Genomic DNA, 13570 nt, shown 5'->3' on the forward strand with positions numbered 1-13570 from the left:
GATCAGTGACCCATTCCCAGTCCGCCGTCAACCGGGATGACGGCTCCAGTGATGTACGAGGCGTCGTCGGAGGCGAGGAACCGCACCGTCGCGGCGATCTCCTCCGGCTGCGCGTACCGGCCCAGCGGCACCTGCGACACGATGTTCCCGCGCTGCTCGTCGCTGAGCGCCTTGGTCATGTCGGTGTCGACGAAGCCGGGCGCGACGACGTTGAAAGTGATGTTGCGCGACCCGAGTTCCCGGGCCAGCGACCGTGCGAAGCCGACCAGGGCCGCCTTGGAGGCGGCGTAGTTCGCCTGGCCCGCGGAGCCGAGCAGCCCCACGACCGAGGAGATCAGGACGACCCGGCCCCTCTTGGCGCGCAGCATGCCGCGGTTGGCGCGCTTGACGACCCGGAAGGTGCCGGTGAGGTTGGTGTCGAGGACGGACGTGAAGTCCTCCTCGGACATGCGCATCAGGAGCTGGTCCTTGGTGACGCCGGCGTTGGCGATCAGCACCTCGACCGGACCGTGCTCGGCCTCGATCTCCTTGTAGGCCTGCTCCACCTGCTCGGTGTCCGTGATGTCGCACTTGACGGCGAGGCAGCCCAGATCCGTGAGGGCGGCCGGCGGCTCGCCGGAGCGGTATGTGATGGCGACCTTGTCGCCGGCCTCGGCGAACGCGCGGGCGATGGCGAGGCCGATGCCCCGGTTGCCTCCGGTGACGAGAACCGAGCGGCTCAACGGATCACCCTTTCGATAGCGGTCTGACTCCCCCGCCCGGACAGCTGGATCTACAGGCGGCTTCCTCGAAAACCTATCGGTCCGGGCCCGCCGACGGACAATCGGGCACCGACAGTGGCGTACGGGACTCACTGTCGGGTCCCTACAGAAAGTCCAGGACGCAGGCCGGAAAGCTGTGGTCCGCGGACCGAATGGGCGACATGATCGGAGCGACCGCAGAGCACGGCGACCATCCTCACGTCCACAGAAAGAGACCCAGGTGCCTCATTCCATCGACGAAGCCTTCACGGCACTACCGCTGCGCGCCCTGGCGGACGCGGCGCTCGCCCGGGCGCGCGCGCTGGGTGCCGTGCACGCCGACTTCCGGTTCGAACGGGTGCGCAGCGCGTCCTGGCGGCTGCGCGACGCCAAGCCCGCGGGATCGTCGGACACCACCGACCTGGGATACGCGGTGCGGGTGGTCCACGGCGGCACGTGGGGTTTCGCGTCGGGTGTGGACCTGACCATGGACGCCGCCGCCAAGGTGGCCTCGCAGGCCGTGGCCATGGCCAAGCTGTCCGCCCAGGTGATCAAGGCGGCGGGCTCGGACGAGAGGGTGGAGCTCGCGGACGAGCCGGTGCACGCGGAGAAGACCTGGATCTCCGCGTACGACATCGACCCCTTCTCCGTGCCCGACGAGGAGAAGTCCGGGCTGCTGGCGGACTGGAGCGCGCGGCTGCTGGCCGCCGACGGGGTCAGCCACGTCGACGCGTCCCTGCTGACCGTCCACGAGAACAAGTTCTACGCCGACACCGCGGGCACCGTGACCACGCAGCAGCGCGTCCGCCTGCACCCGCAGCTGACCGCCGTCGCCGTCGACGAGTCCAGCGGCGAGTTCGACTCGATGCGTACGATCGCGCCGCCGGTGGGCCGGGGCTGGGAGTACCTGACGGGCACCGGCTGGGACTGGGAGTCCGAACTGGCGCGGATTCCGGAGCTGCTCGCCGAGAAGATGCGCGCGCCGAGCGTCGAGGCGGGCGTGTACGACCTGGTGGTCGACCCGTCCAACCTGTGGCTGACCATCCACGAGTCCATCGGCCACGCCACCGAGCTGGACCGCGCCCTGGGTTACGAGGCGGCGTACGCCGGGACCTCTTTCGCGACCTTCGACCAGCTGGGCAAGCTGAAGTACGGCTCCGAGCTGATGAACGTCACCGGCGACCGGACCGCCGAGCACGGGCTGGCCACGATCGGCTACGACGACGAGGGCGTCGAGGGACAGTCCTGGGACCTGGTGAAGGACGGCACGCTCGTCGGCTACCAGCTCGACCGGCGGATCGCGCGGCTGACCGGCTTCGACCGGTCCAACGGCTGCGCCTACGCCGACTCCCCCGGGCATGTGCCCGTGCAGCGGATGGCGAACGTGTCGCTCCGGCCTGACCCGGCCGGGCTGTCCACCGAGGACCTCATCGGCAGTGTGGACCGCGGGATCTACGTCGTCGGCGACCGCTCCTGGTCCATCGACATGCAGCGCTACAACTTCCAGTTCACCGGTCAGCGCTTCTTCCGGATCGAGAACGGACGGCTGACCGGACAGCTGCGGGACGTCGCGTACCAGGCGACCACCACCGACTTCTGGGGCTCGATGGCCGCGGTCGGCGGCCCGCAGACGTACGTCCTGGGCGGTGCCTTCAACTGCGGCAAGGCCCAGCCGGGCCAGGTCGCGGCGGTCTCGCACGGCTGCCCGTCCGCCCTCTTCAAGGGCGTGAACATTCTCAACACCACTCAGGAGGCGGGCCGATGACCGCTCGTACGCACGGTACGGACAAGCCGCACGAGATCGTCGAGCGCGCCCTCGCCCTGTCCCGGGCCGACGGCTGCGTGGTGATCGCCGACGAGCACTCGACCGCCAACCTGCGCTGGGCGGGCAACGCGCTGACCACGAACGGTGTGACCCGTGGGCGCACCCTGACCGTCGTCGCCACCGTGGACGGGCGCGAGGGCACGGCGTCGGGCGTCGTCTCCCGCTCGGCCGTGACCCCCGACGAGCTGGAGCCCCTGGTGCGGGCCGCCGAGGCAGCCGCCCGCGGCGCCGGTCCCGCCGAGGACGCCCAGCCGCTCGTCACGGGCGTACCGGAGTCCCCCGACTTCACGGACGCTCCGGCCGAGACCTCCTCCGCCGTCTTCACGGACTTCGCGCCGGCGCTAGGCGAGTCCTTCGCGCGGGCCCGCGCCGGCGGCCGCGAGTTGTACGGGTTCGCCAATCACGAGCTCGTGTCCAGCTATCTGGGTACGTCGACCGGGCTGCGGCTGCGCCACGACCAGCCCAACGGGACGCTGGAGCTGAACGCGAAGTCGCCGGACCGTACGCGCTCGGCGTGGGCGGGGCGTTCCACGCGGGACTTCAAGGACGTCGACCCGGCGGCGCTGGACGCGGAGCTGGCCACCCGGCTCGGCTGGGCCGAGCGGCACATCGACCTGCCCGCCGGGCGGTACGAGACGCTGCTGCCGCCGACCGCGGTCGCCGACCTGCTGATCTACCAGATGTGGTCGGCGGCGGCCCGGGACGCGGCCGAGGGGCGGACGGTGTTCAGCAAGCCGGGCGGCGGCACCCGCGTCGGCGAGCGGCTCACCGAGCTGCCGCTGACGCTGCGCAGCGACCCGCACGAGCCCGGGCTGGAGAGCTCGCCCTTCGTCCTGGCGCACTCCTCCGGGGACGACGCGTCGGTGTTCGACAACGGGCTGCCGCTGACGGCGACCCGGTGGATCGACGCGGGCCGGCTCGCGCATCTGTCGACGACCCGGCACAGTGCGGCGCTGACCGGTCTGCCGGTGACGCCGTCGATCGGCAACCTGATCCTGGACGGTGGGGACGACCGTTCCCTGGAGGAGATGGTCGCGGGCACCGGGCGCGGCCTGTTGCTGACCTCCCTCTGGTACATCCGCGAGGTGGACCCGGCCACGCTGCTGCTGACCGGGCTGACCCGGGACGGCGTGTACCTCGTGGAGGGCGGCGAGGTGGTCGGCGAGGTCAACAACTTCCGGTTCAACGAGTCGCCGGTGGGTCTGCTGGGCCGGGCCACGGAGGCCGGGCGCACGGAAAAGACGCTGCCCCGCGAGTGGAGCGACTGGTTCACTAGGGCTGCGGCGCCGCCCCTGCGGGTGCCGGACTTCAATATGAGCTCTGTCAGCCAGGGCGTATAACCTCGTAGCCGCCGGTTGTCGCCCGACGGCCCGGACACCACCCCAAGGAGATACGAGAACCGTGACGGACATCGTCGACGAACTGCAGTGGCGCGGGCTGATCGCCCTCTCCACTGACGAGGACGCATTGCGCAAGGCGTTCGCGGACGGTCCTGTCACGTTCTATTGCGGCTTCGACCCGACCGCGCCCAGCCTGCACCTCGGCAACCTCGTGCAGATCCTCACGATGCGCCGCATCCAGCAGGCGGGCAACCGTCCGCTGGGCCTGGTCGGCGGCGCCACGGGCCTGATCGGCGACCCGAAGCCGAACTCGGAGCGCACGCTCAACGCTCCCGAGGTCGTCGCCCAGTGGGTGGAGCGGCTGCGCGCGCAGATCGCCCCGCTGCTGGACTTCGAGGGTCCGAACGCCGCGGTGATGGTGAACAACCTGGACTGGACCCAGGGCATGTCCGCCATCGAGTTCCTGCGCGACATGGGCAAGCACTTCCGGGTGAACAAGATGATCGCCAAGGAGGCCGTCGCGCGGCGGCTCAACTCCGACGCGGGCATCAGCTACACCGAGTTCAGCTACCAGATCCTCCAGGGCATGGACTTCCTGGAGCTCTACCGCAGGTACGGCTGCACGCTGCAGACCGGCGGCAGCGACCAGTGGGGCAACCTCACCTCGGGCACGGACCTGATCCACCGCACCGAGCCGGACGCCGTGGTGCACGCGCTGGGCACTCCGCTGATCACCAAGGCGGACGGCACCAAGTTCGGCAAGACGGAGTCCGGCACGGTCTGGCTCGACCCCGAGATGACCACGCCGTACGCCTTCTACCAGTTCTGGCTGAACGCGGACGACCGGGACGTCTCCAAGTTCCTGCGCATCTTCAGCTTCCGCTCCCGCGAGGAGATCGAGGAGCTGGAGAAGCAGACGGAGGAGCGGCCGCAGGCCCGTGCCGCGCAGCGTGCGCTGGCCGAGGAGCTGACCACGCTGGTGCACGGCCCCGACCAGACGGCCGCCGTGGTCGCCGCGTCCCGGGCCCTCTTCGGCCAGGGTGAACTCGGCGAGCTCGACGAGCCGACGCTGCGAGCGGCCCTGTCCGAGGTGCCGCACATCCAGGTCGCCGCGCTCGGCCCGGTCGTCGACCTCTTCGCGGAGGTGGGGCTGGTCGCCAGCAAGTCGGCCGCGCGGCGCACGGTGAAGGAGGGCGGCGCGTACGTGAACAACGTGAAGGTCGCCGCCGAGGACGCCGTCCCCGCCGGCGAGGAGTTGCTGCACGGGCGGTGGCTGGTGCTGCGCCGGGGCAAGAAGAACCTGGCCGCGGTGGAGGTCACGGGCCTCTGAGCGGCCCGCGGCGCGCACACGTGGGGGCGGTCCCGTCTGGACCGCCCCTTCGTCGTCCGTCCCGCCGAGGAGTGCTCGTCGCCGGTCAGGTGCGCTGCCGGTTCCCCTTCAGGGACATGTAGAGCATGTCGCCGAAGAACACGATCACGATCGCGGCGGCGAGCTGCAGTGCGTGCCGCCCCCAGTCGATGCCGCTGGTCTCGTCGATGCCGATCGCCCGGGCGATCGCGTTGCCCACGATGGCCCCGATGATGCCGAAAATCGTCGTCAGCCAGAGGGGACTGTGCTGCTTTCCCGGGATGATGGCCTTGGCCAGCAGACCCAGCACGAATCCCACGATGATGGCCCACAACCAGCCCATGGCTGCCTCCTCATACGGCTCTACGTGAGCATTTCGGCCAGTCTCGGGCCGCCGGCGGTACGTCGCATGTCGTGCGGAGCCATACGCGGTACGGCGCAGTCCGTCCCCCCGGCCAAGACGTGCCCCGGTCTCGAAGACGGCGCAGCCGCGGCGTAACGTGGAGCCTGTTCGGGCCTGGTTCCCTGACCGGGTCCGGGTGGTACGGGCCGGGGAGCGTCCGATACAGGCAGGTGGTGGATTGTGATGCGGAAGCAGAACAGCGGCCAGGTCTTCCGGATCACAGGAGCCAGGCAGGGACTCGACGACGACGTACGCGGGCGGCAGCGGCGCTACGTCATCTCGATGACCGTGCGCACGATCGCGGTGATCCTCGCGGCCACCCTCTGGAACGTCGAACGGCACGTCGCGCTCGTCGCGCTGGTGCTCGGCGTCCTCCTCCCCTATGTCGCCGTGGTGATCGCCAATGCCGGCCGGGAGAACGCGCCCTCGCTCCCGACCACGTTCGTGACCGTCCCGGTGCGCCCGATGATCGCGCCGCCCCGCGCGGAGGACCCGACGGAACCCGGCCCGGGATCGGGGCGCGGGGACGAGCCGGCGGACCCGGGACCGGTCTTCCGGGCCGAGCCGCACGAGCGGACCTGACCTCCGCGGACCGGCGGAATCCGGAACGGGACCGGGTTGCGGGGCGCTCGCCAAGCTCAAGAAAAGCTCAGATCAATCATGTAGTTCCGGTGCCGGGCAGCGGGTCCCGCGTGACATACTTCGTACGCGCTCCGCATCCCCCGTCGGAGCGACGGACCGACGCCGGGCAGCTCCCCCCGTGGCTGCTCGGCGTCGCCATTTGGGGGCCGTCTAGGGTGAGAGCGTGAACCTTCCGCTCCCCGACTCCTCCCCCTCCACACCGCAGTGCTCGGCCAAGGGCTGCCGCGCGGACGCCGTGTGGGTGCTCGCTTGGAACAACCCGAAACTGCACACGCCCGAGCGCCGCAAGACCTGGCTCGCGTGCGAGGAGCACCGGGAGCACCTGTCGCAGTTCCTGAGTCTGCGCGGCTTCCTCAAGGACGTGGTGCCGCTGAGCGAGTGGGAGTCGGCGGAGGAGCGCTAGGGGGCGCCGTTCGGTGCCCCCTGCGAGGCCCTCCTGCTAGCCGCCGATCGCGGACATCGGCCGGTCGGGCTGGAGGAACGACGGGTCGTCGAGCCCGGAGCCGGCCTTCTTGCCCCACATCGCGGTCCGCCAGATACCGGCGATCTCCTCGTCGGGGGCGTCCGAGCGCAGCGCGGCCCGCAGGTCGGTCTCCTCGGTGGCGAACAGACAGGTGCGGACCTGGCCGTCGGCGGTCAGCCGCGTGCGGTCGCAGGCCGAGCAGAACGGGCGGGTGACCGAGGCGATCACGCCGACGCGGTGGGGGCCGCCGTCCACGAGCCAGCGCTCGGCGGGGGCGGAGCCGCGCTCGTCGGCGGCTTCCTCGGTGAGCTCGAAACGCGTACGCAGGGAGGCAAGGATGTCGCCCGCGGTGACCATGCCCTCCCGCTTCCAGCCGTGCTGGGCGTCGAGGGGCATCTGCTCGATGAACCGCAGTTCGTAGTCGTGCGCGACGGCCCAGGCCAGCAGGTCCGGGGCCTCGTCCTGGTTCAGTCCCGGCATCAGGACGGAGTTGATCTTGACGGGGGTGAGTCCCGCCTCGTGGGCGGCCTCCAGGCCCGCGACGACGTCCTGGTGGCGGTCCCGGCGGGTGAGCGTCTTGAAGACGTCGGGGCGCAGGGTGTCGAGCGAGACGTTGACCCGGTCCAGGCCCGCCGCCTTCAGGGCGCTCGCGGTGCGCTTGAGGCCGATGCCGTTGGTCGTCAGGGACATCTGGGGGCGCGGCTCCAGGGCCGCGACGCGCTCCACGATGCCGACCAGGCCGGGCCGGAGCAGGGGTTCCCCGCCGGTGAAGCGGACCTCGGTGATGCCGAGCCGGGTGACCGCTATCCCGATGAGGCGGACGATCTCGTCGTCCGTGAGCAGGTCGGGCTTGGCCAGCCACTGCAGGCCTTCCTCCGGCATGCAGTAGGTGCAGCGGAGATTGCAGCGGTCGGTCAGCGAGACGCGCAGGTCGGTGGCCACTCGGCCGTAGGTGTCGATGAGCACGTGGGCCCCCTCCCTCGATCCGGATCACATCTGTCGGACACCTGCGAGCCTACGTGACGGGACCGACAGCGTGGGCGGCCCGATCCCACGAGGTACGGCGCGGCCCCGTCGTAGAGACCTACTAGTGGTGATCCACCAGGCGTCCACGACGGGGCCGTCGAGCGTGCGGCTCAGTGCGCTCCGGTGCCGGTCAGGGAGCGGACCTCCAGCTCGGCGTACTTGCCGGCGTCGGGCTCCTCCTTGGACACCAGCGTGCCGATCCAGCCGAGCAGGAAGCCGACCGGGATGGAGATGAGGCCGGGATTCTCCAGCGGGAACCAGTGGAAGTCGACGTCCGGGAACATCGAGGTGGGCTTGCCGGAGACCACCGGCGAGAACAGCACCAGGCCGACCGCCGTCACCAGGCCGCCGTAGATCGACCAGAGGGCGCCCTGCGTGGTGAAGCGCTTCCAGAACAGGCTGTAGAGGATCGTCGGCAGGTTGGCGGAGGCGGCGACCGCGAAGGCGAGCGCGACCAGGCCCGCCACGTTCAGGTCGCGGGCGAGGGCGCCGAGGCCGATCGACACCACGCCGATGGCGATCGTGGCGTAGCGGGCGGCCCTGACCTCCTCCTTCTCGGTGGCGGCACCCTTCCTGATCACGTTCGCGTAGATGTCGTGGGCGAACGACGAGGACGAGGCCAGCGTCAGACCGGCGACGACCGCGAGGATCGTGGCGAAGGCGACCGCCGAGATGGTGGCGAGCAGGATGGCGCCCCAGGTCGAGTCGACCCCGCCGAGGTGCAGCGCGAGCAGCGGGGCCGCCGTGTTGCCCGCCTTGTTGGAGGCGATGATCTCCTCCGGCTTGATGAGCGCGGCGGCGCCGAAGCCGAGCGCGATGGTCATCAGGTAGAAGCCGCCGATGATGCCGATCGCCCAGTTCACGGACTTACGGGCGGCCTTGGAGTTCGGCACCGTGTAGAAGCGGATCAGGATGTGCGGCAGGCCGGCGGTGCCCAGCACCAGTGCGATGCCCAGGGAGATGAAGTCCAGCTTGGACGTGGAGGTCGCCCCGTACTTGAGGCCCGGTTCCAGGAAGGACTTCCCCTTGCCGCTGTTGTCGGCGGCCGAGCCCAGCAGGTCGGAGACGTTGAAGTCGAACTTCAGCAGCACCAGGAAGGTGATCAGGATGGTGCCGCCGATGAGCAGCACGGCCTTGACCATCTGGACCCAGGTGGTGCCCTTCATGCCGCCGATGGTCACGTACACGATCATCAGGACGCCGACCAGGGCGACGATGGCGACCTTGCCGCCGTCGCTGGTGATGCCGAGGAGCAGCGACACCAGGACGCCCGCGCCGGCCATCTGGGCCAGCAGGTAGAAGATCGACACGACGATCGTGGAGGTGCCGGCCGCCGTCCGCACCGGGCGCTGGCGCATGCGGTACGCGAGGACGTCGCCCATGGTGTAGCGGCCGGAGTTGCGCAGCGGCTCGGCGACCAGGAGCAGGGCCACCAGCCAGGCCACGAGGAAGCCGATGGAATACAGGAAGCCGTCGTAGCCGAACAGGGCGATGGCGCCCGCGATGCCGAGGAAGGACGCGGCGGACATGTAGTCGCCGGAGACCGCGAGTCCGTTCTGGAAGGCGCTGAACTGGCGCCCGCCCGCGTAGAAGTCGGCGGCGCTCTTGGTCTGGCGGCCGGCCCAGACGGTGATGACGAGGGTGGCGACGACGAAGACGGCGAACAGCGAGATGATCAGCGGCCGGTGCTCGCTCGCCTCCCCCGCCGCGAGCTGGACCTGAGTGATCGCGGGACTCATGCGCCGCCCTCCATCCGGGACTTGATCGCCTCGGCCTTGGGGTCGAGCTTCGTGGCGGCGTGCCGCGAGTACCACCAGGCGATGAGGAACGTGGTGAGGAACTGGGCGAGGCCGAGCACCAGGGCGACGTTGATGTTGCCGAACAGCTGGGTGCCCATGAAGTCGCCGGCGTAGTTGGAGAGCAGGACGTACAGCAGGTACCAGGCGATGAAGCCGATGGTCAGCGGGAAGGCGAACGACCGGTGCGAGTGGCGCAGTTCACCGAACTCCGCGCTCTGCTGGACCTCGACGAACTCCTCGGTGGAGGGGAGCGTGGGTTGGGATTTCGAGGGGGGCGGTGCGTCGGTGGCCACGGAGTCTCCTCGCGGTGATGTGGCGACGGTGGACGGAGGCGAGTGGGGGTTCGCCGACTCTGACGGGGACGGACTGGGCACGGACATGGGCGGCTCTGACCTCACAGTGACGTGGATCACGTGAACCGGGAGGCGATGTTAGGGCCCCCGCGCGTGATCCGACAGGGGGCTCGATCGTGCTCGTGCTCCCTGCTCAAGGTCACGGCGCCACGCGCGGACCGGTTCAACTCGGCGCGGTTCTTTCAGAAGTAGTCGCCGGAATTCATTGCTGGCCAGGTGGGGCGGGGGATAACTTCGCCCTGCACGCCCGTCATGTACCTGCCCGAGCACCACCTGTGTTCGGGCAGTGCCCGTTTCCGGATGATGTGGAGATCCCATGGCTCATCTGCGTTCCAGACGCCGCCTCGCGCTCGCCGTGCCCGCCGCGCTGGCCCTCACCGCCTCGCTCGGCCTGCTGCCGGGCGTCGCCACGGCCGCCCCCGGCACCACCTCCGCCGCGACGGCCGCGGACAGCCCCGAGCTGGCGTACGTCGTCAACACGAAGACGGACCACCGCACCATCGAGTCCGTGCGCCGGGCGATAGAGAAGGCCGACGGGACCGTCGTCGTCACGTACGAGAAGATCGGCGTGTTCGTCGTCCACTCGGCCAACCCCGACTTCGCCAAGCAGCTGCGCACCGTGCGCGGGGTGCAGTCCGCCGGTGCGACCCGGACCGCGCCGCTGACCGCCGCGGGCACGACCGACGAGGGCGCCGCGCAGTATCTGTCGGCGGCCCAGGCCGCGAAGGCCGAGGCGAGCAGCGCCACTTCGGGCGAGGAGCCCCTCGAGGCCGACCAGTGGGACCTGCGGGCGATCGGCGCCGACAAGGCGGCGAAGATCAACCCCGGCAGCCGGAAGGTGACCGTCGCCGTCATCGACACCGGCGTCGACGACACCCACCCGGACCTGGCGCCCAACTTCTCCGCCTCGCAGTCCGCGAACTGTGTCGGCGGCAAGGCGGACACCTCGCCGGGCGCCTGGCGTCCCGCGAACGCCGACCACTACCACGGCACGCACGTGGCGGGCGAGATAGCCGCGGCGCGCAACGGCATCGGCGTCGCCGGTGTCGCCCCGGGTGTGAAGGTCGCCGGCATCAAGGTGGCCGACCCGGTCAGCGAGCTGTTCTACCCGGAGAGCGTCGTCTGCGCCTTCGTCTTCGCCGCCGATCACGGCGTCGAGGTCACCAACAACAGCTACTACGTCGACCCGTGGCTCTACAACTGCATGGACGACCCCGACCAGCGGGCCATCGTCGACGCGGTCAACCGGGCCCAGCAGTACGCCCAGAAGAAGGGCACCCTCAACCTGGCCTCCGCGGGCAACTCCAACGACGACCTCGACTCGGACGCCCTCGTCGACGAGTCCAGCCCGGACGACTCGACCCCCGTGACGCGCACGGTCGACCCGCACGAGTGCTTCGACGTGCCGACCCAGCTCCCGGGCGTCGTCACGGTCAGCGCCACCGGCGTCAAGGGCGCCAAGTCGTACTACTCCACCTACGGCGAGGGCGTCATCGACATCGCCGCCCCCGGCGGCGACAAGTACCAGATCCCGGACACCCCGTCGAAGAACGGCCGGATCCTCTCCACGATGCCGAACAACCAGTACGGCTTCCTGCAGGGCACGTCGATGGCATCGCCGCACGCCGCGGGTGTCGCCGCGCTGCTCAAGTCCGCGCACCCGCACGCGACTCCGGCCCAGCTGCAGGCGCTGCTCAAGGCGCAGGCCGACAACCCGGGCTGCCCGACCGAGCCGTACGACGGTGACGGCGACGGCGTCGTGGACGCCACCTGCGAGGGCGGCAAGCGCGTGAACGGCTTCTACGGCTTCGGCATCGTCAACGCGCTGCGGGCGGTCAAGTAGTCCGGACCGGCGTTCCCCGCCCCGGACTTGCCGCCTGTGAGCTTTCCGCACGGCTCGTACAGCTCGTACCGCGAACGAACTGGAGACACCATGACAGCGCCTCATACGCGCTCGCGTCGCGCGATAGCCGTCCCGCTCGGGATGGCCATGGCGACGGCACTCGCCTTCCTGCCGAACGTCAGCGCGTCCGCGGCGGACACCGCCGCGCCGCAGGCATCGGCAGCGGACGCGACCTCGCTCAGCTATGTCGTCAACGTCCGCCCCGGCCACGGCCCTTCGTCGTACGTGAAGAAGGCCATCGCCGAGGCCGGCGGCACGATCGTGACGTCGTACGACCAGATCGGCGTGATCGTCGTCCACGCGTCCGACCCCGGCTTCGCCGCCGCAGTCCGCGCCGTACGCGGTGTGGAGTCGGCGGGTGCCACGCGCACCGCGCCGCTGCCGGCCCAGTCGACCACCGACGTGGGCACGCCGAAGGTGCTCAGCGCCGAGGACGTCGCCGGAGTCGAGGCGGCCGCCGGACAGGACCCGCTGGAGCCCCTGCAGTGGGACCTGCCGGCCATCAAGGCGGACAAGGCGCACGAGAAGACGCTCGGCAGCCGCAAGGTCACGGTCGCCGTGATCGACACCGGTGTCGACGACACGCACCCCGACATCGCGCCGAACTTCGACCGCGACGCGTCGGTCAACTGCGTGACGGGCAAGCCGGACACGACCGACGGGGCCTGGCGGCCGAGCGCGGAGGAGAGCCCGCACGGCACGCATGTCGCGGGCGAGATCGCGGGCGCCAAGAACGGCGTCGGCATCACCGGTGTCGCGCCCGGCGTGAAGGTCTCCGGCATCAAGGTGTCCACCACGGCCGGCTTCTTCTACACGGAGGCCGTCGTCTGCGGCTTCGTGTGGGCCGCGGAGCACGGCGTGGACGTGACCAACAACAGCTATTACACCGACCCCTGGTACTTCAACTGCAAGGACGACCCGGACCAGCGGGCCCTCGTCGAAGCGATCACGCGCGCCTCGCGCTACGCGGAGAAGAAGGGCACGGTGAACGTCGCGGCGGCGGGCAACGAGAACTACGACCTGGCCGCGGACGAGATCACCGACCCCTCGTCCCCGAACGACACGACGCCCGGCGACCGGGTGATCGACCCGTCCGAGTGCTACGACATCCCCACCCAGCTGCCGGGTGTGGTCACGGTGGCCGCGACGGGGGCGAAGGGCATCAAGTCGTCCTTCTCCAACCACGGCCTGGGTGTCATCGACATCGCCGCGCCCGGCGGCGACTCGACGCGCTACCAGACCCCGGCCCCGCCCGCCACGAGCGGTCTCATCCTCGGTCCGCTGCCCGGCGGCGGCTGGGGCTACATGGCCGGTACGTCGATGGCGTCCCCGCACGTCGCGGGTGTCGCCGCCCTGATCAAGTCGACGCATCCGCACGCCCCCGCCGCGCTGGTGAAGGCGCTGCTGTACGCCGAGGCCGACGCCACGCCGTGCACCGACCCCTACGACATCGACGGTGACGGCAAGATCGACGCCGTCTGCGAGGGAACCAAGAACCGCAACGGGTTCTACGGCTGGGGCACCGCGGACGCGCTGGACGCGGTGACGAAGTGACGGTGGCGGTCCGGCGGTGAAAGCCGCCGCCGGACCGTCGGGGGGGGGGGGGGGGGGGGAAGGACCCCCCCCCCCCCCCCCCCCCCCCCCCCCCCCCCCAGGGCCCCGGGCCCCCCCGCCTGTCTCGGGCGGAGAGACAAAACCACACCCACAGAAGAAGAGAGGGCCTCGGCG

General features: G+C 70.4%; 12 protein-coding genes. 7 read left to right on the plus strand and 5 right to left on the minus strand.

Annotated features, from left to right (window positions below; all coding sequences use genetic code 11):
- Positions 1-2: 2 nt before the first annotated feature.
- Positions 3-722 (minus strand): 3-oxoacyl-[acyl-carrier-protein] reductase, encoded by a 720-nt coding sequence (gene fabG / locus ACZ4NT_RS23115; protein WP_121403835.1) that lies wholly within the window; start codon positions 720-722, stop codon positions 3-5.
- Between the two features lie 259 nt (positions 723-981).
- Between fabG and ACZ4NT_RS23120 the strand changes: the two genes are divergently transcribed.
- The 3 genes from ACZ4NT_RS23120 (at position 982) to tyrS (ending at position 5235) form a co-directional block, all read left to right on the plus strand.
- A complete protein-coding gene (locus ACZ4NT_RS23120; RefSeq protein ID WP_121403832.1) occupies positions 982-2505 on the plus strand; it encodes a TldD/PmbA family protein in 1524 nt (507 codons plus the stop codon).
- Positions 2502-3905, plus strand: a complete 1404-nt coding sequence (locus ACZ4NT_RS23125; RefSeq protein ID WP_121403830.1) for a metallopeptidase TldD-related protein — start codon at positions 2502-2504, stop codon at positions 3903-3905. The genes ACZ4NT_RS23120 and ACZ4NT_RS23125 overlap by 4 nt, the downstream gene beginning before the upstream one ends.
- Positions 3906-3966: 61 nt before the next feature.
- Positions 3967-5235, plus strand: coding sequence for a tyrosine--tRNA ligase (gene tyrS / locus ACZ4NT_RS23130; RefSeq protein WP_467727308.1), 1269 nt, complete (start codon positions 3967-3969; stop codon positions 5233-5235).
- Between the two features lie 85 nt (positions 5236-5320).
- Here the strand turns inward: tyrS and ACZ4NT_RS23135 are convergent, their stop codons facing one another.
- Positions 5321-5596, minus strand: coding sequence for a GlsB/YeaQ/YmgE family stress response membrane protein (locus ACZ4NT_RS23135; protein ID WP_121403826.1), 276 nt, complete (start codon positions 5594-5596; stop codon positions 5321-5323).
- Between the two features lie 243 nt (positions 5597-5839).
- Between ACZ4NT_RS23135 and ACZ4NT_RS23140 the strand changes: the two genes are divergently transcribed.
- A complete protein-coding gene (locus ACZ4NT_RS23140; protein WP_467727311.1) occupies positions 5840-6238 on the plus strand; it encodes a DUF3099 domain-containing protein in 399 nt (132 codons plus the stop codon).
- A 223-nt stretch (positions 6239-6461) separates the two neighbouring features.
- Complete coding sequence (locus ACZ4NT_RS23145) at positions 6462-6701, plus strand: hypothetical protein (RefSeq protein ID WP_467727313.1); 240 nt, start codon at positions 6462-6464, stop codon at positions 6699-6701.
- Positions 6702-6737: 36 nt separating this feature from the next.
- Here ACZ4NT_RS23145 and moaA read toward each other — a convergent pair whose 3' ends face one another.
- From moaA to ACZ4NT_RS23160, 3 genes are all read right to left on the minus strand, one after another.
- Positions 6738-7727 (minus strand): GTP 3',8-cyclase MoaA, encoded by a 990-nt coding sequence (gene moaA, locus ACZ4NT_RS23150; RefSeq protein ID WP_121403821.1) that lies wholly within the window; start codon positions 7725-7727, stop codon positions 6738-6740.
- A gap of 170 nt (positions 7728-7897) precedes the next feature.
- Positions 7898-9526 carry a sodium/solute symporter gene (locus tag ACZ4NT_RS23155; protein WP_121403820.1) on the minus strand — a complete coding sequence of 543 codons (1629 nt, stop codon included), beginning with the start codon at positions 9524-9526 and terminating at the stop codon, positions 7898-7900.
- Complete coding sequence (locus tag ACZ4NT_RS23160) at positions 9523-9879, minus strand: DUF485 domain-containing protein (RefSeq protein WP_121403819.1); 357 nt, start codon at positions 9877-9879, stop codon at positions 9523-9525. The genes ACZ4NT_RS23155 and ACZ4NT_RS23160 overlap by 4 nt, the downstream gene beginning before the upstream one ends.
- A gap of 376 nt (positions 9880-10255) precedes the next feature.
- On the opposite strand from ACZ4NT_RS23160, the gene ACZ4NT_RS23165 reads away from it, so the two are divergent.
- Both ACZ4NT_RS23165 and ACZ4NT_RS23170 read left to right on the plus strand, forming a co-directional pair.
- On the plus strand, positions 10256-11782 hold the full coding sequence (locus ACZ4NT_RS23165) for a S8 family serine peptidase (RefSeq protein ID WP_121403818.1): 1527 nt from the start codon (positions 10256-10258) through the stop codon (positions 11780-11782).
- Between the two features lie 90 nt (positions 11783-11872).
- Positions 11873-13396: a S8 family serine peptidase gene (locus tag ACZ4NT_RS23170; protein ID WP_121403817.1), complete on the plus strand. Its 1524-nt coding sequence runs from the start codon at positions 11873-11875 to the stop codon at positions 13394-13396.
- Positions 13397-13570: the final 174 nt, after the last annotated feature.

The sequence above is a fragment of the Streptomyces sp. NPDC026417 genome, assembly GCF_055567695.1.

Bases quoted from the DNA above. Each gene is read 5' to 3' on its own strand.
- ACZ4NT_RS23125 (WP_121403830.1), top strand. From the start codon at position 2,502: ATGACCGCTCGTACGCACGGTACGGACAAGCCGCACGAGATCGTCGAG.
- ACZ4NT_RS23135 (WP_121403826.1), bottom strand. From the start codon at position 5,596: ATGGGCTGGTTGTGGGCCATCATCGTGGGATTCGTGCTGGGTCTGCTG.
- ACZ4NT_RS23140 (WP_467727311.1), top strand. From the start codon at position 5,840: ATGCGGAAGCAGAACAGCGGCCAGGTCTTCCGGATCACAGGAGCCAGG.
- ACZ4NT_RS23155 (WP_121403820.1), bottom strand. From the start codon at position 9,526: ATGAGTCCCGCGATCACTCAGGTCCAGCTCGCGGCGGGGGAGGCGAGC.
- ACZ4NT_RS23165 (WP_121403818.1), top strand. From the start codon at position 10,256: ATGGCTCATCTGCGTTCCAGACGCCGCCTCGCGCTCGCCGTGCCCGCC.
- ACZ4NT_RS23170 (WP_121403817.1), top strand. From the start codon at position 11,873: ATGACAGCGCCTCATACGCGCTCGCGTCGCGCGATAGCCGTCCCGCTC.